The following is a 26,227-nucleotide window of genomic DNA, read 5'->3' as shown; positions in this document are numbered from 1 at the left end:
GATCCGATCTCTCGTGTCATATATCAGATATTTAACCCGGATGGCGGGCGGTTCGGTGTACCGGTGGCCGAAACGTGTGCCAAAGGTCGGATCTGAGCCTTGACGGCGGCGGAGCGGCAGGAGTACCACTCCGGGTTGACCAGACCACGGGAGGTCGCTGATGTTCTTGCGTCGCTTGGGTGTCGTGTGCGCCACGCTGCTGGCGGTGACCGGGCTCGTCGCCGCGCCGGCGTCGGCCGATCTGCAGAAACCCTCCCAGCAGTGGCTGCGCGACAGCCAGGCGGGCCTGTTCCTGCACTGGGGCATGCGCACCTCGCCCGGCTACACCAGTTGCAGCGCCTGGGAGAAGGCGATCACCGACGGCGGGTGGAGTCCCGGCTACTGGGTCACCGAAGCGAAGAAGCTGCACGCGTCGTACCTCGTGCTGGCTTCCTTCCACAGCCGCCTCGGCTACTCGCGGGCGTGGCCGTCGAAGATCCCGGGCAGCTGCAGCACCAAGCGCGACTTCCTCGGCGAGCTGGTCGCCGCGGCGAAGTCCGAGGGGCTCAAGGTCATCCTCTACATGACCAACGACGCCCAGTGGCACGACGAGGGCGGCCACGAGTGGCTCGACTCCGCCGGCTACTCGAAGTACAAGGGCAAGGACGTCGACCTCGACAGCCAGAGCGGCTTCGGCCAGTTCAGCTACGACAACTTCTTCGAGGTCATGAAGAACTACCCGGACCTCGGCGGGTTCTGGATCGACAACGACAACGCCTACTGGGAATCCCACGACCTGTACCGGCAGATCTACCAGCAGCGCCCGGACTACCTGCTGAGCAACAACAACGAAGACACGCCGATCATGGACACGATCAGCAACGAGCAGAAGACCGGCATGACGCCGTCGTACGACTACCCGCAAGCGACGTACACGGCGATGCCGCGGCTCACGGAGGCGTGCTTCAAGCTGCCCGACACCGGTTCGTGGTGGTACGGCGGCTCGAACCCGCCGGTGAACAAGGCGCTCAACCTCGGCAGGCTGGTGACGAACTCGGGCTCGTCGATCAAGTCCCTGATGGCCGAGACGGCGATGGTGAACGGCAAGTTCCCCGCGAACCAGCAGGCGTTCAACGACTTCGCGGCCGGCTACCTCGGCGCGATCCGCGAATCCCTCGACGGCACCGAGGGCGCCGGGTACCTGTACGGCGGGATGCAGCCGGGCTTCTGGAACGACGGCGCCCACGGCGTGATCACGATCCGCGGGGCGGCGCAGTACGTGCACGTGCTGACCAAACCGTCCGGCAGTACCTTGAAGATCCGCGACAACGGCTACCGCGTCTCCCGCGTCACGAACCTCCGCACCGGCGCGGCCGTCCCGTTCAGCCAGGGGAGCGGCAGCCTGACCCTGACCGGGCTGTCGGGCTGGGATCCGTACGACACGGTGTTCAAGGTCGAAACGTCGGGCCGCACCGGGATCTACGACCCCCGCACGGTGACGCTGAAGGCGAGCGCGTCGGCCAGTGGCCACAGTGGACAGTCCGCGAGCGACGGCGACTACCTGACGTACTTCGACAACGGCAAGACCCTCCCGGTCGACCTCGACTACGACCTCGGCTCGGCGAAGCCGGTCCAGTACCTCGCCCTCAACCAGCGCGAGGACTCGGTGAGCTACGCCCGGTCCGACACCGAGCAGTCGGCGCGGATCAAGGGCTACCAGGTGTTCGTGTCGAGCGACGGCAAGAACTGGGGCAGCCCGGTGAAGTCCGGCACCCTCCCGAGCCACCGCGGCGTCCAGTTCACGGACCTGACGGCGGTGACGACGAGGTACGTCCGCCTGCGGGTGACGAGCACGTACGCGGCGTCGAGCGACAGCACTCGTTACAAGCGTCTGCGCATCGACGAGACGTGGGTGGGCTCGGCCTACGCGAGTTAGAGGACCCGTTCCAGGACTTCGGGCCGAGTCGCCCGCGCGATGGCCGCGTCGAGCGTCCGGTGCAGGTCACCGGAGTCGGGAGTCGCGAAGTAGTGCGGCATGTCGGCCCGATCGAGCACCGCGGCGGCCGGCCCGATCCCGAGCAGGTAGGGCGAGTAGAGGATCAACCCGTGCGGCCCGGGATCAGCGCAGAGCGCGGCCATCCCGGGAAACTCGGCGGCTTGGTGGACTTCGAAGCGGTCGGCGTCCCCGCCGTACCGTTCCTTGAACTTCTTGAACCTGGTCAGCGATTCCTTGATCTTCGGGGCGAGTTGCTCGCCGCGAAGCCGGGAGAAGATCGCCGTCGCTTCGCCGCCCGGATCGAGGAGAACGCAGCGGTAGGTGCCCCCGCGCCGGAGGAACTCGAGCACCGCGTCCCGGTAGACCGCCGGACGATCGGTCGTGACCAGCCGGTTGGAGCAGGAATTGAGGGTGGTGCCGAGGTCCAGGAGGTGCTCGGAGGCGGTGCCGACCAGATGGGCCTTGTCCTGCTGGCTGGGACGGCGGGGATAGCCGTGTACCCGCACGCCGCCGGGCAGACCGGTCGACCGCAGCCACGTTCGCCGTCCGGCTTCCGCCTCACCGGCGGTACGCATGAGGTAGACCTGCTGCTCTTCGAAGGCGCCGACCCACTCGAACTCGTCGGTGAAAGGTCCCGCCACCCGGTGCACGGCATCGGAGACGGCCAACCTGTCGGGCGGGACCGCCTCTTCGAGGTGGGCCGCGAAGTTGATGTGCGGAGAATGGATCGAAGCGAGCCGGTCGGCGGGCAGCCGGATCGGACCCTTGTGCACCGCCAGCCGGAGTCTCAGCTCACCGGCGAACTCCGCCTTCTCGAGCTCTTCTCGCAACCGCGGGACGTCTTCGGTGAGGATCGTCCGACCGGCGACGAGGGTGACGTCCCGCGTCACGCTCTCGTTGTCGTCGTGCAGGATGAAGAAACCGCCGTCGCCCCGCCAGCTCCACAGCTCGGCACGGGCGCAACCGAGGTCACGGGCGACCTTCTCGATCCTGGCGATCAGCCGCAGGCGCAACAGGTCGAAGGCGTGGGCGGCCCGGTCCCGGGGGTTGCGCTGCACGATGCTGGAGTAACCCGACGCGTCGAGGAACAAGACGTAGACGTCGTCGTAGGTCACGTCGGCTTCGAACTGATCCGCGTCCATCCGCCCAGCACACCACACACCGCACGGTCGTGTCTGCCGCCGGCGTGAACCGGCGTCACGGTTGGTCGTCCAGCCGGCCCGGAATGGCGAAGCCGGGCGGGATGTAGATGCTCTCCAAGAACTCCAGCACGGTGTGCACGGCCAGCAGGGTCGCGAGGTACTGGTAGGACGAGTCCTTCTCCTGGTCGCCGAAGTCGGCCACGCCCCGCGCGATCATCCAGTCCACGTCCCGGCAGGCGAACGCGAAGCCGTAGGACTCCTGATCGCCCAGTACGATCCGCTGATTGCTCTCGTGCAGGGTGAGCAGGTGCGTGCCGTCGCGGAGCAGCTTGTCCCCGGACGCGACCGCGTCGGAGAGGACCGACACCCGTGGTTCGAAGTCCGCGGGCAGGTCGGCGGGACGGTGACGGCCGGGCAGCTCGGCGATCGCCGACGCGAGCCGGTCGTGGAGCTTGGCGCCGGTGGGATCGAAGCGCATGAGCTGCAAGTTCATCGGACCGCGGCTGGCGACTTCGGGCCGCGGCTCGAAGCGGTCCACGGTGAGCCGGCCCGGCTCGTACCACCAGACGGTCTTGGGCAGGTGGACATCGCCTTTCCTGGTGTGGCCGGGGAGACCGGCCGCCATGCCGGCGAGGATCCACACGTTCGCCCGGTAGAAAGTGGTGATTTCGTCGACGGCGTGCTGGGCGTAGAGACCGTACGCTTCGCCGATCGCCGTCACCGCGACGGTCAGTTCCGCCGGGGGAACCGCAAGTCCGGCCGCGGTGCAGGCGAGTTTCTTGTGGTAGTACGGGCGGTCGCGGCGCACCGCGTCCGGTCCGCCGTCGATGCCCAGCGCGGCCAGCGTCGCCTGGAGCTCGATGGGCTGGACGGTGAGGATGAAGACGTCGACCTCCTGGACCTCCTCGGCCGGCGCGGGATGGCGTCGCGGCGGGGCGCTGCCGGGCATCGGCGGGAGGAAGGATTCGATCACGGCGACGTCCAGCCCCGCGCGGTCACGGGCCGGGAGCGTGGCTGCGCGGCTCGCGTAGTCGCGCATCATGAGGATGCGCTGGATCCCTTCCGGATCGCGGAGGAGGAAGTGGGCGATCGACGCCATCGACTCCTCGGCGCGCTCACGCTGACGGCGCGGCGACCGCGGCGTCGTCATGACCACACCCGGCGCGGGCTGGGGATTTCGTAGAGCGAGTGGATCTGCACCCCGTCGAGCTGGTCCGCCGGCACGAAGTTGAAGATGGGCGTGTAGGCGTGCGGCTGGATCTGGAACGCCTTGAGGACGCGCAGCATCTGCCGAGCCGTCGCGTTCGAAGCGTTTATTTCGTCGAGCACGACCACGCTCGCCTGGTGGTGCGCCAGGTGCTCCAGTTGCCGTCCCCACCCGGTGCCGTCCGCGCGGTGCCGGATTTCGGCGAACGTGCGCCCCTCGGCGCCGGTCAGCGCGTCACGAGGCAGCGGGACGGCGACCATCCGGTCGTCCGCCCAGTGCTGCATCCGCCGGATCAGCAGCTGGACGGCGGGTTCCTCCGGGCAGACGATCACCACGCCAGGAGGTGCGACGTCCTGCATGACCTTTTCCAGCTTGTAGGCCAGGCAGTCGCCGAACCGGGCGAAGATCGTGGCGAACGGGGGGAAGTGGAGCAGCCGTTGTGCTTCGGGCGGCCCGTACACCTCGGGTTTCCAGTCGACACTCGTGAGGATGTACCACGCGTCGTACGACCGCAGCCCGGCGAAGTCGTTCCGCTGCTTGTCGGTGTGCGGCAGCCTCAGCGCGCACTGGTCGCACTGCTCGCGGCTGACCCGCTCGGCGGCGACCGCCTGGACGTGCTGGACCGCGGGGAGCCCGTTGCCCTCGCGGTGGAAGTCCGCGGACTTGAAGGCGGCGATCGAGTACCGGTGCAGCTTGTAGTCCGCGTCGAGCGCTTCTTGGACGACCCGGGTGTAGGTGGCGCCCGTGTTGATGAAGTCGAGGAGGAACAGGTAGGTCGTGCCCGGAGTCGGCTTGGGTATCTTCGCCGGGTCGTCCGGCCATTTGCTCCAGGGCACGTTGAGCCGGTTGGCGGCGGCGGTGACGGCCCCCTCCATCCAGGAGTCGGTCTTCGGCGGGACGATCAACGCCGTCCGGGCGGCTCGCTTGCCCGTCACCTCGACGATCGTGTCGTGGAGCACTTCGGCCAGTTCCGTTTCGCCTCGGGAGCCGTCGAAGAAGAAGTGGCTGCAGTACTCTTCGCTGATTTCGAAGTGCCCGATGCGCCGGATCACCTTGTCCTCGAAGTCCTGCCGGGGGGTGCCGTTGATGCCCCGGTACTTGGCTTTGAAGTTTTCGGGATCGGGGGAGGACAGGGGCAGGGGATGGCCGTGCGGCTCCAGCTGCCCGGCCTTGTTCACGACGACGACGGTGCCGGCGTCCGCCGGCATGTCCACTATCGGGGTCCAGAACGGGCTGTACGTGTTGTGCGGGAAGTTCGGCAGCAGCACGACGATGAGCTGGTCCGGTCTGGTCGCGAACTTCGTGGCGCACAGCGCGACCCAGTGGAGGAAGTTCTCCCCCATGTCGGCGTAGCGGTTGCCGGAACAGTCGATGATCTTCACTTCGCGATCCGCGGCGGACGTGGTGAAGCCCAGGATCTCCGTCGACGGCAGGACGGAATTCCGGATGTCGTCCGCCGGGATGTAGCGCGTGAAGCTCGCCGGGCGGCGGACCGCGACCGGGTTGACGAGCCGTCGTGCCAGCCACTCGTGGAACTTGCGGCGGGCCTCTTCGACCGGCTCGGCGGCCAGGGCGCCGACTCGCAGTACCTCGGTCTCCAGCTGCCAGGGACGCCGCGGGCTACCGGCCATGGCGCAGCGGCAGACGCACGGTGAGCAGGTTCCCGTGGAACGGCTGACCGGCGACGTGGGCGAGGTGCGCCCGGTAGCGGCGAGGACCGCGGCGCGGCTGCTGGGGCGCGCCGGCGAGGTTCAGCTGCTGGTTGCCCGTGCGGATCTCGAGCGACCCGCCGAAGAGGTCGATCGCGCACCGGTACAGCGCGTGGAGGCCGTACTCCTGCGGAAGCTCGCGCGTGCGTGTGAGCGACTTCGGCGGCGTCTTGGTCGTCCGGTGGGATATCCCGGGGAAGACCGAGGCCAGCAGCAGTTCTTCGTCCGTGGCGCCCGGCCCCGGGGTCCACCGCGCGGTGTACGTCGCCCACCGCGGGTCCCAGTTCGCGGGTTCGACGGTGAACGCGTCGTCGACGGCCGCCTCGGCGACCCGGATCGGCTGGTTCGCCGACAGGCCGGTGCGGAGCGTTCGCACCATGCTGTCGCCGTTGTCCCACAACGAGATCACCAGTTGTTCCGGGTCGCCGGATTCGGTTTCCGTCACCCAGGAACCGACGGTCAGCAGATCGCCACCCGGGTGCAGCACGGCGTTCGTCAGCAATTCGTAGATCAGCACGCGCGCGACTTCGGCTCCGCGGTTGCTGAGTTCGGTGTCGAGGAAGCTGAGCACGACCGGTCCGCGCCACCGCGACCATTCGGTCGCGACGATCGACGCGATCTGGGGATCGGCTTGGAAGGAATAGGTCAAGAAGCCGAAGAAGCGCTCGTCACGGAGGCGTTCGTACGCGTTGCCGGACGGCCGGCTCGGCACGGGACGCAGGAGTCTCACCTGGTCGCGGATCGGCAGGGCGCCGTCCGCCCAGCGGAGCGTTCCGAACTGCGACCGGGAGACCATGGCGGCCGCCGAAGAAAAAGCGCATTCCAGGAGGAAGTCCGTCATCGCCGGGTTCCGGGGCAGGGAGATCAAGGTCTCCTGCCGTGCCGCACTGCGTTCGTCGAGCACGGAAAGCAAGACCGTCAGACCGGCGATGTCGACGGCGGTGGCGTCGGCGAGATCGAGATCCAGCGGCCCCTCTTGCCTGGCGGCGGCCAGTCGTGCCACCGTGGCCGAAACCGAGGCGGTGTCGATCTCTTCGGGTAGCCGTACCCGAAGCCATTCACCGGCGTTGGCTTCGACCGACATCGGCGTACCCCCTCGGTTGTGAAGACTGACTCCGGAGTTTTGAATGCTCCCCGGAGCTTAAGTCGACAACAACCACCCGAATGAGTGACGGGAACCGATTCGACGGATTTGGGCTTTAATTGTCCAGAATCTGTCAACTTGATCAGGGTGAATGAATCACGAAACCAGCAGATCCAGAGCCAGTGCCGCCGTCCAGCTGAACGTGCGGGTGCCGTGGCCCGCGCCGGTCAGCGGGTTGCAGTACTCCGCGAAGTCCGTCGCCGCCGCCGTTGTCACCAAGTCGTCGCGCAGGCCGGCGGCCAGGGCGTGTTCGCCGTGGGCGAGGAGGCCTCGGTGAACCAGCCAGCCGACGTTGGCCCATGACGGGCCGCGCCAGTAGCGGGCCGGGTCGAAGTCCGGGGCGGTCAGGTCGTGGCTCGGGATGCCGTGGACGCGGCCGAGGGCGAAGCGGGGGCCGGTGGCCGTGGCCAGCAGGGCCGGGGCGACCGCCAGGTCCGGCAGTACCAGCGGCAGCAGGCCCGCGCACGTGTACTGCGGGGTCAGCGCGCCGGTGCGGACGTCGCGGGCGAAGAAGAAGCCGTTGTCCCACAGCGTGTCCTGCAACGCCTTCGCGACGCGCGCCGCCGATTCGCGGTGGCGGGCCGCGGCCGCCGGGAGGCCCAGCTCGTCCGCGATCGACGCCAGTGCCAGTTCGGCGTCGGCCAGCAGGGCGTTGAAGCCGGGGTCCTCCACGACGAACTCGCCGAAGTCCCGGTAGCCGCTGTCGCGGTAGTCCGCGGCCAGCCGGACGTAGCGGCCGTAGTCCTCGTCGCTCGGCCGGTCGGCGGTGGCGCCGTGCGCCAGGTCGCGGCGGACGAACCCGGTCGACGGCGTGACGCGCGCCAGCGGCCCGTCCCACGCCGGGCTGTTGTCCATTCCGGACTCCCACGGGTGCACGATCGCGGCGAGTCCGCGCCCGCCGGCGTCGCGTGAGCCCAGCAAGTATGCGTGCCAGGCCCGCAGTTTCGGGTACAGCGTGGCCAGGAACTCGAGGTCGGGCGCGGATTCGTGCACGGCCAGCACCGCGCGCGCGTGCACCGGCGGCTGGATCAGCCCGGACGTCCGCCCGGCGCGCCAGAAGCCGGGCCCCGGGAAGTACGCCTCGGGCGGGGTGTCCGGGTTGAAGAGGATGTGCGGCACGCGGCCGTCGCGCCACTGCGCGGAGAACAGCGTCAGCAGCTCGCGCCGCGCCCGCTCGGGCGCCAGGTGGCGCAGGCCGATCGCGATGAACGCCGAGTCCCAGCTCCACTGGTGGGGGTAGAGCGTCCGCGAGGGCACGGTCGACGAACCGAGCCAGTTGCCGTCGAGGATGGCCGCGGCTCGTGTTACATCCATATGTCCAACTTATCTCCGACTTGTGTATTGTCAATGGGCAAAAGTCGGGAGGTGGCGGATGCCGGCCAGTGCCGGGGCGCTGTTCGAGCTGGTCAGGACCGGTCAGGCGACCACGCGGAAGGCCCTGCTCACGCACAGCGGGCTGTCCCGCTCGACCCTCACCGCCCGCCTGGACCAGCTCCAAGCGGCCGGTCTGCTCGTCGAAGGCGGCCTGGAGGACTCGACCGGCGGCCGCCCGGCGCGGCACCTGCGCTTCGACGACCAGCACGCCGTCGTCCTCGCCGCGAGCATCGACACGACGCACGCCGAGGCCGCGGTCACCGACCTGTCCGGACGGCGGCTGGCCACCCGCGCCGGCGAACTGCGGGTCGCCGACGGCCCGGAACCGGTGCTCGACCGGATCGCCGAGTGGTTCGAGGCGATGCTGGCCGACGTCGGACGGCCGGTGTGCGGCGTGGGCCTTTCCGTGCCGGGCCCGGTCGAACCCGGCCGCGCCCGGGTCACGCGGCCGCCGATCATGCCGGGCTGGGACGGCTACCCGATCGACGCGCACCTCGGCGCCCGCTTCGGCGCCCCCGTGCTGGTCGACAACGACGCGAACCTGATGGCGCTGGGCGAGCACCGCGCCCGGTACCCGGACTCGGCCGCGCTGGTCGTGGTGAAGGTGTCCACCGGCATCGGCGCCGGCCTGGTCGTCGGCGGCGAGGTCTACCGCGGCATCGACGGCGGCGCGGGCGACATCGGCCACATCCGCCTGCCCGGCCACCCGGACGCGCCCTGCCTGTGCGGCTCGCTCGGCTGCCTCGCGGCGGTCGCCAGCGGGCGCGCCCTCGCCGCGCGCCTGACGGAACTGGGCTTGCCGACGACGTCGGGCTCGGGCGTGCGGGAACGGCTCGTCGCGGGTGAGCCGGCCGCGATCCGGCTCGCCGAAATCGCCGGGCGGCAGGTGGGGGAGGTGCTCGCGACGCTGGTGTGCGTGGTGAACCCGGGGGTGCTCGTGGTCGCCGGCGACCTCGCCGAGCCGCACTTCGTCGCCGGGGTGCGCGAGGAGCTCTACCGGCGGGCGCTGCCCCGGGCGACGCAGAACCTGCGCGTCGAAATCGGCGGCCGCGGTGACGCGATCGGCGGCGCGGTGGCGATGGTCGTCGACGCGGTGTTCGCGCCGGCCGCGGTGGATCGCCGGCTCGGCGACGGCCGAAGTGCCGTCACGGAGTGGACTGTCCCGAGTGGACGGACCACCCGACTTTAGTAGGGGGTGCGCCACCGCCGCACGAGGTGCGAGAAATCGGACTTAGCGCGCACAAAGGCCTATTCCTCGCGTTTTTTGTCCGACAAATCGGATTTCCGCACCACGCCCCTCAGGACGTGAATTCGCGACGAGATAACGGTTCCGCAAGCACTTCCCCGCGAGCGGAACACCGATCTAGTCTCACCCGGTGTTCCAAGGCCCGTTTTCTGGGGGCCGCTTTCGAAGAGGGAGATTTCTGTGCGAAGAAGCTCCACCCTGCTCCTTTCGCTCGCGGTGGTGGGTGGCCTGACCGGCACCCTGCCGGCGACGGCGTCCGCGCAGGGGCGTCAGGACATTCCGCAGTCGCACCCGTTGTGGGCGAACGCGCAGGCGAAGGTCGCCGACACCGCGCCCGCCGCGAAGCTGAGCTTCCGGGTCTACCTGAACCAGCGCGACAACGCCGGTGCCGAGGCGCTGGCCCAGGCCGTGTCCGATCCGGACAGCAAGACCTACCGCCAGTACCTGAGCCCCGACCAGGTGCGCGACCGGTTCGCCGCGAGCGACGCGACCGTGAACGCCGTGAAGTCGTGGCTGACCGGCAACGGCTTCAGCATCGGCGAGGTGCCCTCGAACCGCGCCTACGTCGAAGCGACCGGCACCGCGGGCCAGACGCAGCAGGCGTTCGACGTCAAGCTGGCCAAGTACAAGGTCAAGGGCCAGACGCTGCGCGCCGCCGACAAGAACCTGTCGGTGCCGGCGAACCTGGCCAACGACGTCCTCGGCGTCGTCGGTGTCGACCAGGCCACCAACCTGTTCAAGCCGGACCACGCCACCGGTTCCGGGACGCCGTCCGACGTCGCGCCCGGCCCCGGCTTCCGCAACGCGCGGCCGTGCAGCGCCTACTACGGCGAGAAGATCGACACCACCGATCCCGCCTACAACGGCAAGCAGCTGCCCTACGCCCCCTGCGGCTACACCCCGGCCCAGCTGCGCTCGGCCTACGGTGTCGACAAGGTCGGCGCGGACGGCAAGGGCACCACGATCGCCATCGTGGACGCGTTCGCCTCGCCGACCATCTACGCCGACGCGAGCACGTACGCCAAGAAGAACGACCCGCAGCACCCGCTGAAGCAGAGCCAGTTCAAGCAGCACGTCTTCCCGGCGAACCCGGTTCTCGAGCCGCCGGACCAGTGCGACGCGGCGGGCTGGTACGGCGAGGAAACCCTCGACGTCGAGGCCGCCCACGGTCTCGCGCCGGGCGCCGACATCCTGTACGTCGGCGGTGAGTCCTGTGAGGACAACGCCCTCGACGTGGCGCTGAACTACGTGATCGCCGGCCACAAGGCCGACATCGTGTCGAACTCCTACGGCGACACCGGCGAGGACATCCCGGCCGACGAGGTCAAGGTGTTCAACCAGATCTCGCTGCAGGCGGTGCTCGAGGGCATCGGCGTCTACTTCTCCTCGGGTGACAACGGCGACGAGGTCGCGCGCCTCGGCACGCCGTCGCCGGACTTCTCCGCCTCGGCGCCGTGGATCACCGCGGTCGGCGGCACGTCCATCGCGATCGGCAAGGACGGCAAGCGGATCTTCGAGACCGGCTGGGAGACCAGCAAGTCCTCGCTGGCAGGCGGTGTCTACGGCCCGGCCAACTACACCAGCGGTTCCGGTGGCGGCACGAGCCGGCTGTTCGAGCAGCCCTTCTACCAGAAGGGCGTCGTGCCGGACGCGCTGTCCACGAAGAACCAGACCGGCCACAAGAAGGGCCGGGTCGTCCCGGACATCTCGGCGATCGGCGACCCGAACACCGGCTTCCTGGTCGGCCAGACGCAGACCTTCCCGGACGGCGCCTACTACGACCAGTACCGGATCGGCGGCACGAGCCTCGCGTCGCCGGTGTTCGCTGGCATCATGGCGGTGGCCGACAGCTTCGACCACTTCCACCACGGCTTCATCAACCCCGTGATCTACAAGCTGACCTCCCGCACCGCGGCGATCAGCGACGTGAAGCACGTGGACGCCGCGGTGGAGCGGGTCGACTACGCCAACTCGGTCGACGCTTCCGGTGGTCTGCTCACCTCGGTGCGCACGCTCGACTACCAGGGCCTGACCATCCACACCACCCCCGGCTACGACGACGTGACGGGTCTCGGCACGCCCAACGGCCTGCTGTTCCTGCTGCTCGTCTAGGCAAAAGCCGTGAAGGCCTCCTTACCGGCTCTTGTGGCCGGTAAGGAGGCCTTCACGGCTTTTCGGGCAGGGGGATGGCGGCGTGGACCGCGGTGCCGCCGGGGCCGCTGGAGACGGTCAGGTCGCCGCCGAGGGCATCCACCCGGTCGCGCAGGCCCGCCAAGCCGGTCCCGCCGTCGAGGGACGCGCCGCCGACGCCGGCGTCGGTCACCTCGACCCGCAGCTCCGCGCCCTCGGTGGTGATCCGGACGTCGACGTGGTCGGTCTGCGCGTGCTTCAACGCGTTCGTCAGCGCTTCCGACGTCACGAAGTACGCCGTCGCCTCCACCGCCGCGTCGAGCCGGGGCACCGGGCCGACCGCCAGCGCCACGTCCATCGGGCTGCGCTCGGCCAGCGACCGGACCGCCGCGGCCAAGCCCGCTTCGGTGAGGATCGCCGGCCGGATGCCGCGGGCCAGCTCGCGCAGCTCGGTGATCGCCGTCTGCAGCTCGTCGACCGAGCCGCTGAGCAGGGCCCGCACCTCCGGCGGCAGGCCGTCGCCGTAGCGGCGCCCGGTCATCCTCAGCAGCAGCACGACGCTGACCAGCCGCTGCTGGGCGCCGTCGTGCAGGTCGCGCTCCAGCCGCCGGCGTTCCTCATCGCCGGCCTCCACCAGCCGCGCCCGCGACGCGCGCACCTCGGCCAGCCGCTGCTCCAGCTCCGCCGTGAGCCGCTGGTTGTCGAGCACCAGCCCGGCCGCCGCGTTGAGCGCGTCGATCGACCGGCTGTCCTTCCAGACCTCGTCGTCCTGCACCAGCGCGGCCAGCCCGGTGCCGTCGCGCTCCAGCAGCAGCCGGATCATCTCGGCGTTGCCGACGCGGGCGCGCAGCACCCCGGCCAGGAACGCCAGCGGCCACAGGCAGAACAGGATCCGGTACGCCTGCAAGAGCGGGGCCGACAGCGGGTGCCCGTCGCCGAGCGCCGTGCCCGCACCCGACGTGAGCGCGCCCAGCAGCGCGATGGTGATCACCGGCGACAGCAGGCGCCGCTGCGGCAGCCGCCCGGTCAGCCAGCGGTAGAGCAGCACGACGACCACGCCGGCGCTGATCGCCGTCGCGGCGAGCTCGAGCGCGCGGTCGGCGAACGCGCCGCCGTGCGAACCCGGCCGGATCGCCAGCAGGTCGCGCGGGTCGTCGTCGGCCAGCAGCCCGACCACGCCCGAACCGAGCACCACCAGGTACGCCGCGGCGACGAGCAGCCGTTCCCACCGCGACCGCAGCCTGCCGTGCGGGAACGCCAGCACGAGGTGCGCGATCACCGGGCTGGACGCGGCGCGCAGCGGCACGGCGATCGTGTACAGCACCGGGTCACGGGCGAACTGCAGGTCTTCGAGGAACAGCGCGACGCCGGCGAGCGCGATGAGCACGCCGATCGGGTTGGCCGGGCGCCGGACGTGCGCGACCGCGCCCGCGAGCAGGAAGAGGAAGCCGGTTGCGGTGCTGAGCGCGGTGTCGAGCGCGGAATGGCCGCCATCGGCCGCCTTCAGCGTCAGCGAGGTGACGCCGAGGGCCAGGCCGACGACGAGCAAGCCGGTCATCACGAGCGTCCGCGGGTGCTGCGCCACGCCCACCCCTCCCGGTGTGCTCCCGGACACGCACCCCGTCATTCGCCCGTTCGGGCCCTCGCGTTACACCGCGCGGCGGCGCTTTAGGGTGAACCGAGGGGTGAACGGGAGGCAGGCAATGAGCGGACGCGGTCTGGACGCCGAGGTCTTCGGCGGGCGGATGCCCACCGGCGGCGGTGACCTGGCGATCGAAACCCACGGTATCGCGCCGGTCCCGGAGGGCAACCGGTTCGGCCGTCCCTGGCGGCTGTTCAGCGTTTGGTTCGCGCCCAACCTGACGATGACGGCGGTGTTCACCGGCACCCTCGCCGCGTCGCTCGGCCTCGGCTTCTGGACCGGGCTGGCCGCGATGCTCGCCGGCACCGTGCTCGGGTCGCTGCCGGTCGCGTACCTGTCCACCTGGGGCCCGCGCACCGGCACCGGTCAGCTGCCGCTGGCCCGGCTGCCGTTCGGCCGCGGGGTCGTGCTGCCCGGGCTGGTGCAGTGGCTCGGCTCGATCGCGTGGGACGCGCTGGTCGGGCTGTTCGGCGGCGAGGCGCTGGCCGAGCTGACCGGGCTGCCGTTCTGGGCGGCGGTGCTGATCGTGCTGGTGCTGCAGTGCGCGCTCGGCGTGTTCGGCTACGCGCTGATCCACCGGGTCCAGGCGGTGATGAGCGTGCTGCTGGTGCTCGCGTTCGCCGCGCTCGCCGTGAAGGTCCTTTCCGGACACCCGATCGCCGCGGCGGACACGGCTTCGGGTGCCGACCTGGCCGGCGGCGTCGTCCTGTTCACGACGATCACGTTGTCGCTGGCGATCTCCTGGGCGCCCTACGCTTCGGACTTCAGCCGCTACCTGCCCGCGTCGACGTCGTCGCGCAGCGTCTTCCTGGCGACGCTGTCCGGGCTGGTCGTTTCGTACGCGATCGGGGAAACCCTCGGGCTCGCGCTGGGTTCCTCGCTCGGCGACCAGACGGCCACCGGGGTCGCCGCACTGCTCGGCGGCGGGTTCCTGGGCGCGCTGGCGCTGGCGGTGATCGCGCTCGCGGCGGTGTCGTCGAACGCGATGAACGACTACAGCGGCTCGCTGGCCCTGCAGACGGTCGGCGTCCGGCTGCGGCGCCCGGTCTCCGCGGTGGTCGTCACGGTGCTCGCGTTCGCGCTGATCCTGTGGATGCACAGCGGCGAGCTGGCGGCCAAGTTCCAGAACGTGCTGCTGTTCGTCAGCTACTGGATCCCGCCGTTCCTCGGCGTGGTCGTCCCGGACTGGCTCGCGCGCACCCGGGGCGGGCGGCAGGTGGACGTCCTCGCCGCGGTGTCCGTGCGACCGTGGGCGGCGGTGGTGGCGTTCGTGCTCGGCTTCGGCGCGGCGGTGCCGTTCATGAACACGTCGCTCTACACCGGACCGGTCGCGGCGGCGCTGCACGGCGCGGATCTCGCCTACTACGTCGGGCTCGTCGTTTCGCTGGCAGCGTACTCGCTGCTGCGCGGCCGATCCCGGGTTGACCTCAAGTAATGTAGAGGTTTCACGATGGTGTGGTACCCCTCGGAGGAGGAACCATGCCAACCGCACTCGTGACCGGCGCGTCCGCCGGTCTGGGCCGCGCCCTCGCGCAGGCCCTGGTGAGTCGCAAGTGGACGGTCGTCGGCGACGGCCGCGACGCGGCGGCGTTGTCCGCGGCCGCGAGGGAGATCGGCTTCACGGCCGTCCCCGGCGACGTCGCCGACCCGGCCCACCGCGCCCAGCTGGCCGGCGCCTGCCCGGCGCTCGACCTGCTCGTCAACAACGCGAGCTCACTCGGCGTCAGCCCGCTGCCCGCCTTGGGGAGCTATCCCTTGGCGGACCTGGAAAACGTCTACCGCGTCAACGTGTTCGCGCCGCTGGCGCTGACGCAGCTGCTCCTGCCCGCGCTGACGGCCTCGCGCGGCACGATCGTCGACATCAGCTCGGACGCGGCCGTCGAAGCGTACGAAGGCTGGGGTGGTTACGGCTCGGCGAAGGCCGCGCTGGACCAGCTCACGGCGGTGCTCGGCGCGGAGCACCCGGACCTGGCGGTGTACGCGGTCGACCCGGGCGACCTGCGCACGGCGATGCACCAGCGCGCGTTCCCGGGCGAGGACATCTCGGACCGGCCGCTGCCGTCGTCGGTGGTCCCGGGGTTCCTGCGGCTGCTCGACGAGCGTCCACCGAGCGGCCGCTACCGCGCCGCGGATCTTCTGGTGAGCGCATGAACATCAAGTTCGAGCTGCCCGCGGAGTTGTCGGCGTCGGCCCCGCCGGAGGCCCGTGGCCTGGCACGCGACGAGGTCCGCCTGCTGGTCGCCGGACCGTCGGGCGTCCACCACACGGTGTTTTCCTCGCTGGGCTTGCACCTGCGGCCCGGTGACCTGCTGGTGGTGAACACGTCCGGGACGCTGCCCGCGGCGGTGGACGCGGTCCGGTCCGGACGCCCGGTGGTGGTCCACTTCGCCTCGCCCCTGGACGACGGCGACTGGATCGTGGAACTGCGAGCCCCCGGCGGCCCGCTGCTCGACGGCCGTCCCGGGGAAGTCGTGGAACTGCCCGGCGGTGCTTCCCTGACGTTGCTGTCCTCGGCGACCGAGCGGCTGTGGCGGGCTTCGGTGGCGGTCGAGGGTTCGGTCCCGGGGTTCCTCGCCGCGGCCGGCCGCCCGATCCGCTATGGGTATGTCCCGCGCGCGTGGCCGCTGTCGGACTACCAGACGGTGTTCGCCCGCGAGCCGGGCAGCGCGGAGATGCCCTCGGCGTCCCGCCCGTTCACGACGGAGCTGGTGACCCGCCTGGTGACGGACGGGGTGCTGTTCGCGCCGCTGCTGCTGCACACGGGGGTGTCGTCCCCGGAGGCGGACGAGCCGCCCCAGCCGGAACGCTTCCGCGTCCCGCCCACGACGGCGGCACTGGTCTCCTGGGCCCGCGCCCGCGGCGGCCGGGTGATCGCGGTCGGCACGACGGCGGCCCGCGCCCTGGAGTCGGCCTGGTCAGCGGGCGAGGTCCACGCGGCCGAGGGCTGGACGGACCTGGTGCTGGGCCCGGCCCACCCGGCCCGGGTCGTGGACGGCATCGTCACGGGCCTGCACGCCCCGGAGGCGTCCCACCTGCTGCTGCTGGAGGCGGTGGCGGGCCGCGAGCGGGTCCAGCACGCGTACGACGCGGCGGTGGAGCGCCGCTACCTGTGGCACGAGTTCGGCGACGTCTCACTCCTGCTGCGCCGCTGAAGGTCAGTCACGGGGGCGCGCTTCGTAGCCGAAGGTCAAGCCTTCGGGAGCGAGGTCGGCCAGCTTCGCGAGCACGGGTTCGGTGTTCCGGCCCCACATTTTGCTCAGCAGCCAGGTTTGGTCGGCCTCGCGCAGCGGTGAATCGATGAACCAGCGGGCCAGATTGCCCTTCGCTTTGGGGTACCGGGCGACGAACTCGTCGGCGAGGGCGTCGTCGCCCGGTACCCCCGGGATGCGGAGGAAGCGAGCACCGGGAAGGGCGCCGGCCAGCCGGGCGCCGGGTACGCCCGCGGCGTGGAGCGCGGTCACCAGCGCGAGCACGGCCTGACGTTTCCGCAGGGGCTCGGTGGTTCCTTCGGGCGTGGTGATCGCGTAGGGCGTCCAATCCCGCCCCTCGCTGACCCGCGCGGCGCGAGCCTGCGTTTCCCGGCGCCGGAGCTGGACGGTCAGGTCGGCGGCTTCCGGGAGCGGGATGACCTGCTGCACGTCGAGGAGCAGTCGCTCACCCACCTTGTACGGGGTCAGCCGGACGCATTGGATGTCGAGCCCGTAGACCTCGTTCAGCCACAGGACGGTCGTGGTGATTTCCCGGTCGAACCCGGCGGACACCAGCACGACTCGCACCTCGCGGGTCAGGACAGCATCCTCCCCGCCGACGTCTTCGAGCCAGTCGGCGAGCCGGGTACGGGCGTCGTCGGCGGCATCGGGCTCGACCTGGAGCAAGTACCGCTGGAAGGCCTCGCTGACGTCGTCGAAGGTGAGCGCGGAGACCATCGCGGCGTAGCGCAGGGCCTGGAGCTCCAGGTGGCCACCGTCGGTGGTGCGTTTGAGTTCGATGACCACGGGCTTGCCTTCGCGGTCGATGCCGAGCAGATCGATGCGCCGCCTGGCACCGGCGAATTCGGCGAATTCTTCGCTGACGATGAGCACGTCCTCCACCACCGTCTCGATCTGAGCTCTGAGCAGGCGCTGCAGATCGGCGCGCTCCAGGACTTGCTCCGCGGCGAAGGTGGACGACGGCACAGCTTCCAGCTTGTCGGAGGTCAATTCGAAGAGCGGCATGTCTGCCAGCGTCGCGGTCCGCTGGGTGATCGGCCAGGGTCTTGAGACCCTCGTGCCGTCACCGCCGACAATGCTATTCCTGGTCGATGACCACTGACGCCTACGGCCTCGGCCGGCTGGAACGGCTCGCGGACCCCCGCGACGTATGGAAGCACGAGGCCGCGGATTTCACACCTTGGCTGGCCGAGAACATCGACGTACTCAGCGACGCCATCGGTTTGCCGCTCTCGGTGGTGGGTCAGGAGGTGCTGGTCGGGGATTTCCGCGTCGACATCCACGCGACCGATCCGGACGGCCGGAACGTCATCATCGAGAACCAGCTCGAGCCCAGTGACCATTCGCACCTCGGTCAGCTGCTCGTGTACGCCAGCGGGCTCGAAGCGGCGACCGCCATCTGGATCACGCCACGGCTGCGGGAGGAGCACCGGAGCGCGCTGGTCTGGCTCAACGAGCGCACCGACGCCGACGTCCGGGCCTTCGGAATCGAAGTGGGCCTAGTCCGCATCGGTGCCTCGGTGCGCGCGCCCGTTCTCGACGTCGTCGTCAAACCCAATGACTGGGCGAAGGCGGCGAAAGAGACCTCCAAGGCGGTGGTTTCGCCGAAGAACCAGCAGCGCATGGCGTTCTTCGAGGATGTCTTCGACCTGATGGCGACGACCTATCCGGCGATCCGTGCGCCCAAGACGCAGACGGCCAGTTGGTGCAGTTTCGCGTCGGGTCCTTTCGGCTACTACAGCCTCACCTTCACCAAGCAGGGCTACCGAGTCGAGATCTACCTGGATTCCGGCGGCAAGGAAGCGAACAAGCAGGTTTTCGACGAGCTCTACGGCGAACGCCAGGTGGTGCAGGAGGCTTTGGGCTTCGAGCTGGACTGGGCTCGGCTCGACAACAACCGAAGCAGCCGCATAGCGACGTACCTGGAGGGTTTCGACCTCGAAACGGCGGACGAGGCCACCAGGCAACGGGCGGTCGAGTGGAGTGTCGACCGGGCGACGGCGCTTCACCGGCAGTTCGACGTTCGGTTGCGCGAGCTGGCCAAGCTGGCGAAGCGAACTGCGGACCAGCCGGGTGGTGACCTCCGATGACCCGTGGCGTCGGGGTGCCCTCCGAGGGGAGAGCCGAGAGTGAACCGACCGCGATCGCACCCGGTTCGAGCGCTGAACAGCGAGCTGCGGAGCAGCTGATGATCGAACGTGTGGCGGACGAATTCGGCGTGGCGCTGAGACCTCAGTCGATCGGGTCTGGCGGCGTCCGAGTCGAGGTCGACGGAGCCGATGACGCCCGCACGGTGCTGGTCGAAGCGTGGGCTCACCAGGGACCGCCCAAGTCCGCGCAGCGGCACAAGGTGCTGGCTGACGCGTTCAAGCTCAGCTGGATCGCATCGATACTGCCGGTGCGGCCCAGGCTGATCTTGTGCTTCTCGGACGAAGCCGCTGCGAAGCCGTTCCGAACCGGTCGATCGTGGGCAGCCGAGGCATTGCGTGCTCAGAGCATCGAGGTGTTCGTGGCCGAACTCCCGGCGCAGGTCCGCGCCGGCATCGTGGATGCACAGCACCGCCAATACCGATGAGCCCTGGTTGTCCACAGCCCATCCGAGCTTTGGACAACTGGCCCCTCAGGCGTTGGTCGGCTGACGGCGGGAGCGCAGCAGGCCGGCCACCGCCACCACCGCGATGCCCAGCCCGATGCCGCTCACGATCGAGGCCACCAGGCTCGCCGTCGCCGTGGCCAGGCCGAACGCGCCGCCGATGTAGACCGGGATGCAGACCGCCACCGGTCCCCACACGCGCAGTGAGAACGCGCGGTCCGAAGCCAGCCACAGCACCAGCGCGACGGCCGCGCCCGTCGCGACCGGGATCGCCCAGACGACCAGGCTCGTCACCGCGTCCATGCCGAGCGACCGGAGCCACTCGAAGGACGCCTGGCCCAGCCCGATGAACAGCACGACCAGCGCCACGCGGACGCCGGCGACCCCGTGGCCCCGTCGGTGTGCGGTGCTCGTCATGTCTTCCTCCCGGATCGGTCGTCACAGGTACCACGTCCGGGTGACGCCCGCGGTTGCCCGCGTTACGGGATTTCTCCGAAAGGGCCTTTCCTCCCGGATGCCGGGAACTTCGCGCGGGGCCTCGCGTCCGGCCGGTCGACGCCGCATGCTCTTGCGGCACCACGCTCCACCAGGCCGAACGGTCGCCGTAAGGGCATGTGCCACCGATGTCAAGGAATCTCACAAGATTTCCCGGGATGCGGATGGCTATGCGCCCTAGTGGGTGACCGTGCGAACCTCGCCCCGACACCGACCGCGAAAGGCGACACTGACGTGCGCACCCACCACAGAACTCGTTTCCTGGCCTCGGCGCTGGCCGCCCTGACCGTCGTGGGCGTGCTCGCCGGCTGCTCGCGCGCGGACAGCAGCGCCGCGCCGGCCGCCAACCAGGGCGCCGCCGGGGAGGTCCGGGTCGGGTTCTTCCCGAACGTCACCCACGCTCCCGCGCTGATCGGCGCCAAGAAGGACTTCTTCAAGAACGAGCTCGGCTCGACCAAGCTCACCACTCAGACGTTCAACGCCGGCCCCGAAGAGGTCAACGCCCTGCTCGGCGGCTCCCTCGACGTCGCTTTCCTCGGCTCCGGCCCGGCGATCAACGCCTTCACCAAGTCCAAGGGCGCCATCCAGCTGATCTCGGGCGCCGTCTCGGGCGGCGCGCAGCTGGTCGTCAAGCCGGACATCACCAGCGTCGACGGGCTCAAGGGCAAGAACATCGCGACGCCGCAGCTGGCCAACACCCAGGACGTCGCCCTCAAGAAGTTCCTCGCCGACAAGAAGCTGACCGACCAGGTCAAGATCACCAACCTCGACAACCCGAAGACGCTCGACGCCTTCAAGAAGGGCGAGGTCGACGGCGGCTGGCTGCCCGAGCCGTGGGCGTCCCGGCTGGTCCTCGACGCCGGCGCGAAGGTGCTCGTCGACGAGAAGACCCTGTGGCCCGGCGGCCGCTTCCCGACCACCGTCGTGATCGTGCGCAGCGAGTTCCTGCAGCAGCACCCGGACACCGTCCGCGCGTTGCTCAAGGGCGAACTGGCCGCGATCGACTGGGCGAAGGCCAACCCGGCGGAGGCGAAGACCGTGGTCAACGGCGCTCTCAAGGAGCTGGCCGGCAGTACCTTGAGCGAAGCGGTCCTGGACCGCGCGTTCTCCGGTATCGAGCTGACCACCGACCCCGTCGCCGCCGAATTCCCGCAGCTCGCGCAGGACTCGGTGACGGCCGGCGTAGTGAAGTCGGCGGTCGCGCTCAAGGGCTTCGCCGACTTCGGCCCGCTGAACGAGGTGCTGAAGGCCAAGAACCTGCCCGCCGTCGAAGCTCCCGAACTCACCAAGTGATGTGGAGAGGCAGCCAGCCATGACCACGACCCTCCCCAGTGGCCGGACCGGGTTCACCGGCACGACCGCGGTGCGTCTCGACGGCGTGCGCAAGACGTTCGGCCCGACCGGCCGCGCGGTCGTCGCGCTCGACGGTGTCGACCTGACGGTCGCGCCCGGCGAGTTCGTCTGCCTGCTGGGCGCGTCCGGCTGTGGCAAGAGCACGCTGCTGAACCTGGTCGCCGGGCTGGACGCGCCGTCGGCCGGGGAGATCACGCTGAACACGTCGCGGCCCGCGGTCATGTTCCAGGAAGCGGCGCTGATGCCGTGGCTGACCGCGACCCGCAACGTGGAGCTGCCGCTGCGGCTGGCCGGGTTCGGCCGGACCGAGCGCCGCGAAAAGGCCGCCGAGCTGCTGGAACTGGTCCGGCTGACGGACGCGGCGAACAAGCGGCCGCACGAGCTGTCCGGCGGTATGCGGCAGCGCGTCGCGCTGGCCCGCGCGCTGGCGGCGACCCTCCGCGTCGGCGGTGACCCGGAGCAGGCGCTGCTGCTGATGGACGAGCCGTTCGCCGCGCTCGACGCCATCACCCGCGATTGCCTGCAGAGCGAACTCCTGCGCGTCTACCGCAGCACGAACACGTCGGTGCTGTTCGTGACGCACGACGTGCGCGAAGCGGTCCGGCTCGGGCAGCGGGTCGTGCTCCTGTCGTCGCGGCCCGGCCGGGTCGTGCGCGAGTGGACGGACGTCCAGCTGGCCGACGCCGAGGAGCTCACCGAGGAGATCACGGGCCACCTGCGCGAGGTGATCAGCACCCATGCCGCAGCTTGACCGGTCCGCCACGGAGGTGGCGGACCTCGAAGCCGTCGGCTCCGGCCTCGACGCCCTCGACGCCCCGGTGGGGGAGCGGCGGCCGAGCTTCTGGAAGCGCTTCGCCTGGGGGTTCCTGCCGCCGCTGGGCGCGCTGCTGGTGCTCGTCGTGGTCTGGCAGGTCCTCTGGGCGGCGGCGTTCTGGCCGGAGACCCAGCTGCCCGCGCCGCTGGCGGTGTGGGACGAGTTCTGGGGCATCGTCGTCGACGGCAAGGTCTTCGGCTTCGTCTGGACGTCGGTGCACCGCGCCGCGCTCGGCTTCTTCGCGGGCGTGCTGATCGGCACCCCGCTGGGCCTGGTCGTGGCGAAGGTCCGCGTGGTCCGCGCGGCGATCGGCCCGCTACTGACGGGCCTGCAGAGCCTCCCGTCGGTGGCCTGGGTCCCGGCGGCGATCCTGTGGTTCGGCATCAACGACGCGGCGATCTACTTCGTCGTCCTGCTCGGCTCGGTCCCGTCCATTGCGAACGGCCTCGTGTCCGGCATCGACCAGATCCCGCCGATCCTGCCCCGCGTGGGCCAGGTGATGGGCGCGAACCGCCTGTCGTCGGCCCGCCACATCCTGCTGCCGGCGGCCCTGCCGGGCTTCCTGGCGGGGCTGAAGCAGGGCTGGGCGTTCTCGTGGCGCTCGCTGATGGCGGCGGAGCTGATCGCGCTGTCACCGCAGCTGGGGATCGGCCTGGGCGCGTACCTGAACCAGGGATCGTCGTTCAACAGCATGGAGACGGTGATCGCGGCGATCTTCCTGATCCTGCTGGTCGGCATCGGGATCGAGCTGCTGGTGTTCCGCCCGCTGGAGCGGGCGGTGCTGCGGGCACGGGGACTCACCGCGTCGCTCTGAAAGTTTCTCCGCCCGGGTGTCGAAGCCGGCTTCGCGGCCTCGACGTCTCCTTCGCAAGGGTTCCCCGGCGAAGGAGTTGAGGTCTGTGATCGCGATCTTGGTGGCGACGATGGCGGCGTTCGCGGCGAGTTCGATCTGGTACACGGCGTTCGGCGGGCTCTGGGCCCGCCTCAGCCCCGCGGCGGCGCCATCCCGTCCCTCGGCGTGGCGCGCCGGCGCGGAGTTCGCCCGCACACTGGTCCTGGTGGCGGCGTTCGCCGCCCTGTCCGCGGCGGTCGGCGTCGCCGGAGTGCCGGGTTCCGTCGGGCTGGCGTTGCTGCTGTGGGCGGGCTTCCCGGCGGTGATCCTGAGCGGCTCGGTGCTGCACGAGCGCGTCCCGGTCCGCCTGGCGGCCCTGCACGCGGGCGACTGGCTGCTGAAGATCGTGCTCGTGGCGGCGATCATGGGCGCCTGATCCGGTGCCTGGTGGGTCAAAAACAAGCGCGCGTGACCAGGAACGCAAAAGGGTCCGCGTTCGTTGACGGGGTACCTACGGCGCCGTAAGTTACGGTCCCGTAGGTCACGCCCCCGATCCCCGGAAGGACGCGCGCATGGCCGTTCCCGAGAGCACCGCACTCATGTACGAGCTCGAGGGGACGGTCGAGGAAAACCTCAACCGGCACCTCGCCGCCGCGCAGGAATGGATGCCGCACGAGTTCGTTCCGTGGAGTGAGGGGCGGAACTTCGCCGATCTGGGCGGGGAGGCGTGGGATCCGGAGCAGTCGCGGGTTTCGCCCATCGCGCGGACCGCGCTCGAGGTCAACCTCCTGACCGAGGACAACCTGCCCAGCTACCACCGCGAGATCGAGCGCGCCTTCGGCCGCGACGGCGCCTGGGGCACCTGGGTGCACCGCTGGACGGCCGAGGAGGGCCGGCACGGCATCTGCATCCGCGACTACCTCCTCGTCACGCGCGCGGTCGACCCGGTCGAGCTCGAGCGGATGCGGATGGCGACCATGCAGGCCGGGTACGAGACCGAGGACAAGCCGCTGCTGCGGGTCTGCGCCTACGTCTCGTTCCAGGAGCTCGCGACACGCCTTTCGCACCGCAACACCGGCCGCTACACCCAGGACCCGCTGGCCGAGAAGCTGCTCGCCCGCGTGTCCACCGACGAGAACCTGCACATGGTCTTCTACCGGAACCTGGTGAAGGCGGCGTTCGAGATCTCGCCGGACGCGATGATGCGGGCGATCACCGACGAGGTCCTCGACTTCGCGATGCCCGGCGCGGTCATCCCGAGCTTCGCCCGTCGCGCGGCGCTGATCGCCAAGGCGGGCATCTACGACCTGCGCATCCACCACGACGACGTCGTGATGCCGCTGCTGCGCTACTGGAAGGTCTTCGACCGCGAGGGCTTCGGCGAGGTCGGCGAAACCGCGCGCGACGAGCTCGCCGCGTTCGTCAAGAACCTCGACGCGCAGGCCGCGCGCTTCGAGGAACGTCGTGACGCCGCGGCCGCCCGTGCCGCCGCCCGGGGTCTGCCCGCCCTCTGAAACGCGTGAAGGCCACCTTGAGGACTCAAGGTGGCCTTCACGACAAGACTCAGCGGCCGGTGCGCCGGGCACCCGCGCGGGTGCCCGAGGAGAAGGCCGCCGCGCCGCCGGAGCGGTTGCCCGCGGCCGGGGCGCCGGAGCGCCGCGAGCCGCCGCCGGCCGCGCCACCCGAGCGACGGGATCCGCCGGAAGCGGCGCCGCTCGAAGCCGGAGCACCGGAGCGACGGGACCCGCCCGAAGCGGGGGCGTCCGACCGGCGGGGGTTGCCCGAAGCGGCCGCGCCGGAACGCCGGGAGCCGCCGCCGGACCGGCCCGAAGCCTGGGGCTCGTCACGCCGTGTCCTGGCCTGCTGGCCGCCGCGGTTCTCCTTCGGGGCCGCGCCGCGACGCCCGCGTCCGCCACCCGGCGCCGCGCCGGATGCCGTGACCTTCTTCGGCCGGTTGTCGACCGCGGGGGCCTTCGAGAACGTCCGCTCGCCCGGCGCCAGCTCCGCGAGCAGCGGGTGACCCGGTCCGAGCTGGGTGGTCGTCGGCTTGATGCCGGCCTTGCGGGTGAGGTCGCGCACGTCGCGGACCTGGGCGTCCGTCATCAGCGTCACCACGGTGCCCGACGCGCCGGCGCGGGCCGTGCGGCCCGAGCGGTGCAGGTACGCCTTGTGCTCGACCGGCGGGTCGGCGTGGATGACCAGGCGGACGTCGTCGACGTGGATGCCGCGGGCCGCGATGTCGGTCGCGACCAGCGTCTTCGCCGTGCCCGAGGAGAACGCCTCGAGGTTGCGCGTCCGCGCGTTCTGGCCCAGGTTGCCGTGCAGTTCGACGGCCGGCACGCCCGAAGCGACGAGCTTGCGCGTCAGCGCCTTCGCGCGGCTCTTGGTCCGCGTGAACACCAGCGTGCGGCCCGGCGCCGCGGTCAGGTCGACCAGCACCGGCAGCCGGTGGGTCTCCTCCAGGTGCAGGACGTGGTGCTCCATCGTGTTCACCGGCGACTGCGCCGAGTCGACGCTGTGCGTGACCGGGTCGTTCATGAAGCGCTTGACCAGCACGTCGACGCCGTTGTCCAGGGTCGCGGAGAACAGCATCCGCTGCCCGCGCGAGGGCGTCTGGTCCATGATCCGGCGCACCTCGGGCAGGAAGCCCAGGTCGGCCATGTGGTCGGCTTCGTCGAGGACGGTGATCTCGACGGCGTCGAGCTTCACGTGCCCGGACCGCATGTGGTCGGCGAGCCGGCCGGGGCAGGCGACGACGATGTCGATGCCGTCGCGCAGCTTCGTGATCTGCGGGTTCGCGCTGACCCCGCCGAAGATGGTGGTCGTCTTCAGGCCCAGCGGCTTGGCCAGCGGCAGGATGGACGCCTCGATCTGCGTCGCGAGCTCACGCGTCGGCGCCAGGATCAGCGCGCGGGGCCGGCCCGGCTTGCGCCGCGTCGGGCCCTCGGCGAGGCGCGCCAGCACGGGCAGCACGAAACCGTAGGTCTTGCCGGAGCCGGTCCGGCCGCGGCCGAGGACGTCCCGGCCGGCGAGGGTGTGCGGCAGGGTCGCCGCCTGGATGGGGAAGGGCTCGGTGACGCCCTGTGAGGCCAGCGCCGCCACGAGCGGGGTGGGCAGGCCGAGTTCAGCGAAAGTGGTCATAAGTGCATGCGGACGCGAAGGCGCCCTGGTCTCCGTAACCTGAGAAGGGTTGTCCTGCCCGGCGCAGACCGGTCAACGGCCGCGGCGCGTGGTAGTCGACAACAGCAGCGGGCCGAGGCAGAACTGAGCGGCCCGCATGATCAGTGTACCCAACCGGAGTGACCTGACCCCAGTGAGATTGCCCGCACTCGCGCGGCCTTGCTAAGTTACCGGTCGGTAAT

Annotated in this window: 22 protein-coding genes; 13 read left to right on the top strand and 9 right to left on the bottom strand. The window is 70.4% G+C overall.

Annotated elements, in window-relative coordinates; all coding sequences use genetic code 11:
• The first annotated feature begins 160 nt into the window (after window positions 1-160).
• The gene (locus tag SD460_RS42460; RefSeq protein WP_290055880.1) at window positions 161-1,915 is read left to right on the top strand and encodes an alpha-L-fucosidase; all 1,755 of its coding nucleotides are present in this window, start codon (window positions 161-163) and stop codon (window positions 1,913-1,915) included.
• Here SD460_RS42460 and SD460_RS42455 read toward each other — a convergent pair.
• From SD460_RS42455 to SD460_RS42435, 5 genes are all read right to left on the bottom strand, one after another.
• Window positions 1,912-3,117, bottom strand: coding sequence for a hypothetical protein (locus SD460_RS42455; RefSeq protein ID WP_290055881.1), 1,206 nt, complete (start codon window positions 3,115-3,117; stop codon window positions 1,912-1,914). The two genes, SD460_RS42460 and SD460_RS42455, sit on opposite strands and share 4 nt — an antisense overlap.
• 55 nt (window positions 3,118-3,172) lie before the next feature.
• Complete coding sequence (locus tag SD460_RS42450; RefSeq protein ID WP_290055882.1) at window positions 3,173-4,267, bottom strand: hypothetical protein; 1,095 nt, start codon at window positions 4,265-4,267, stop codon at window positions 3,173-3,175.
• Window positions 4,264-5,955, bottom strand: coding sequence for a hypothetical protein (locus tag SD460_RS42445; protein ID WP_290055883.1), 1,692 nt, complete (start codon window positions 5,953-5,955; stop codon window positions 4,264-4,266). Before SD460_RS42445 ends, SD460_RS42450 begins: the two co-directional genes overlap by 4 nt.
• On the bottom strand, window positions 5,945-7,117 hold the full coding sequence (locus tag SD460_RS42440) for an STAS domain-containing protein (RefSeq protein WP_290055884.1): 1,173 nt from the start codon (window positions 7,115-7,117) through the stop codon (window positions 5,945-5,947). The genes SD460_RS42445 and SD460_RS42440 overlap by 11 nt, the downstream gene beginning before the upstream one ends.
• A 156-nt stretch (window positions 7,118-7,273) precedes the next feature.
• The gene (locus tag SD460_RS42435; RefSeq protein ID WP_318307614.1) at window positions 7,274-8,491 is read right to left on the bottom strand and encodes an MGH1-like glycoside hydrolase domain-containing protein; all 1,218 of its coding nucleotides are present in this window, start codon (window positions 8,489-8,491) and stop codon (window positions 7,274-7,276) included.
• Between the two features lie 58 nt (window positions 8,492-8,549).
• Here SD460_RS42435 and SD460_RS42430 point away from each other — a divergent pair, with 58 nt between their 5' ends.
• Together SD460_RS42430 and SD460_RS42425 are read left to right on the top strand one after the other, a co-directional pair.
• Entirely contained in the window at window positions 8,550-9,740 is a 1,191-nt protein-coding gene (locus SD460_RS42430; RefSeq protein ID WP_290055886.1) for an ROK family transcriptional regulator, read from the top strand.
• 237 nt (window positions 9,741-9,977) lie between these two features.
• Window positions 9,978-11,909: a S53 family peptidase gene (locus SD460_RS42425; RefSeq protein ID WP_290055887.1), complete on the top strand. Its 1,932-nt coding sequence runs from the start codon at window positions 9,978-9,980 to the stop codon at window positions 11,907-11,909.
• A gap of 52 nt (window positions 11,910-11,961) precedes the next feature.
• Here the strand turns inward: SD460_RS42425 and SD460_RS42420 are convergent, their stop codons facing one another.
• Entirely contained in the window at window positions 11,962-13,485 is a 1,524-nt protein-coding gene (locus SD460_RS42420; RefSeq protein ID WP_290055900.1) for a sensor histidine kinase, read from the bottom strand.
• A gap of 145 nt (window positions 13,486-13,630) precedes the next feature.
• On the opposite strand from SD460_RS42420, the gene SD460_RS42415 reads away from it, so the two are divergent.
• Genes SD460_RS42415 through SD460_RS42405 form a run of 3 tightly spaced genes read left to right on the top strand, consistent with a single transcriptional unit; the run spans window position 13,631 to window position 16,721 of the window.
• The gene (locus SD460_RS42415) at window positions 13,631-15,004 is read left to right on the top strand and encodes a purine-cytosine permease family protein (protein ID WP_318307613.1); all 1,374 of its coding nucleotides are present in this window, start codon (window positions 13,631-13,633) and stop codon (window positions 15,002-15,004) included.
• A gap of 44 nt (window positions 15,005-15,048) precedes the next feature.
• The gene (locus tag SD460_RS42410) at window positions 15,049-15,720 is read left to right on the top strand and encodes an SDR family NAD(P)-dependent oxidoreductase (protein WP_290055889.1); all 672 of its coding nucleotides are present in this window, start codon (window positions 15,049-15,051) and stop codon (window positions 15,718-15,720) included.
• On the top strand, window positions 15,717-16,721 hold the full coding sequence (locus SD460_RS42405; protein ID WP_290055890.1) for an S-adenosylmethionine:tRNA ribosyltransferase-isomerase: 1,005 nt from the start codon (window positions 15,717-15,719) through the stop codon (window positions 16,719-16,721). Before SD460_RS42410 ends, SD460_RS42405 begins: the two co-directional genes overlap by 4 nt.
• A gap of 3 nt (window positions 16,722-16,724) precedes the next feature.
• Here the strand turns inward: SD460_RS42405 and SD460_RS42400 are convergent, their stop codons facing one another.
• A complete protein-coding gene (locus SD460_RS42400; protein WP_290055891.1) occupies window positions 16,725-17,783 on the bottom strand; it encodes a PDDEXK family nuclease in 1,059 nt (352 codons plus the stop codon).
• Window positions 17,784-17,869: 86 nt separating this feature from the next.
• Between SD460_RS42400 and SD460_RS42395 the strand changes: the two genes are divergently transcribed.
• Together SD460_RS42395 and SD460_RS42390 are read left to right on the top strand one after the other, a co-directional pair.
• Window positions 17,870-18,868, top strand: coding sequence for a DUF4268 domain-containing protein (locus tag SD460_RS42395; RefSeq protein ID WP_290055892.1), 999 nt, complete (start codon window positions 17,870-17,872; stop codon window positions 18,866-18,868).
• A 98-nt stretch (window positions 18,869-18,966) separates the two neighbouring features.
• Window positions 18,967-19,353 (top strand): hypothetical protein, encoded by a 387-nt coding sequence (locus SD460_RS42390; RefSeq protein WP_290055893.1) that lies wholly within the window; start codon window positions 18,967-18,969, stop codon window positions 19,351-19,353.
• A 45-nt stretch (window positions 19,354-19,398) separates the two neighbouring features.
• On the opposite strand, the gene SD460_RS42385 is transcribed toward SD460_RS42390, so the two are convergent.
• A complete protein-coding gene (locus SD460_RS42385) occupies window positions 19,399-19,788 on the bottom strand; it encodes a hypothetical protein (RefSeq protein ID WP_290055894.1) in 390 nt (129 codons plus the stop codon).
• A 312-nt stretch (window positions 19,789-20,100) separates the two neighbouring features.
• Between SD460_RS42385 and SD460_RS42380 the strand changes: the two genes are divergently transcribed.
• The 5 genes from SD460_RS42380 to SD460_RS42360 all read left to right on the top strand — a co-directional run bounded on the left by SD460_RS42380 (window position 20,101) and on the right by SD460_RS42360 (window position 24,379).
• The gene (locus SD460_RS42380) at window positions 20,101-21,159 is read left to right on the top strand and encodes an ABC transporter substrate-binding protein (protein ID WP_290055895.1); all 1,059 of its coding nucleotides are present in this window, start codon (window positions 20,101-20,103) and stop codon (window positions 21,157-21,159) included.
• Window positions 21,160-21,178: 19 nt separating this feature from the next.
• Window positions 21,179-21,970 (top strand): ABC transporter ATP-binding protein, encoded by a 792-nt coding sequence (locus SD460_RS42375; protein WP_290055896.1) that lies wholly within the window; start codon window positions 21,179-21,181, stop codon window positions 21,968-21,970.
• Complete coding sequence (locus SD460_RS42370; RefSeq protein ID WP_290055897.1) at window positions 21,957-22,847, top strand: ABC transporter permease; 891 nt, start codon at window positions 21,957-21,959, stop codon at window positions 22,845-22,847. Before SD460_RS42375 ends, SD460_RS42370 begins: the two co-directional genes overlap by 14 nt.
• 85 nt (window positions 22,848-22,932) lie before the next feature.
• The gene (locus tag SD460_RS42365) at window positions 22,933-23,301 is read left to right on the top strand and encodes a DUF1761 domain-containing protein (protein WP_318307612.1); all 369 of its coding nucleotides are present in this window, start codon (window positions 22,933-22,935) and stop codon (window positions 23,299-23,301) included.
• Window positions 23,302-23,437: 136 nt separating this feature from the next.
• Complete coding sequence (locus tag SD460_RS42360; RefSeq protein WP_290055899.1) at window positions 23,438-24,379, top strand: acyl-ACP desaturase; 942 nt, start codon at window positions 23,438-23,440, stop codon at window positions 24,377-24,379.
• A gap of 49 nt (window positions 24,380-24,428) precedes the next feature.
• On the opposite strand, the gene SD460_RS42355 is transcribed toward SD460_RS42360, so the two are convergent.
• On the bottom strand, window positions 24,429-26,006 hold the full coding sequence (locus SD460_RS42355) for a DEAD/DEAH box helicase (RefSeq protein WP_318307611.1): 1,578 nt from the start codon (window positions 26,004-26,006) through the stop codon (window positions 24,429-24,431).
• Window positions 26,007-26,227: the final 221 nt, after the last annotated feature.

The sequence above is a fragment of the Amycolatopsis solani genome (assembly GCF_033441515.1).
Taxonomy (GTDB): Bacteria; Actinomycetota; Actinomycetes; order Mycobacteriales; family Pseudonocardiaceae; genus Amycolatopsis; species Amycolatopsis solani.
This window is presented reverse-complemented; position numbering and strand designations above follow the sequence as displayed.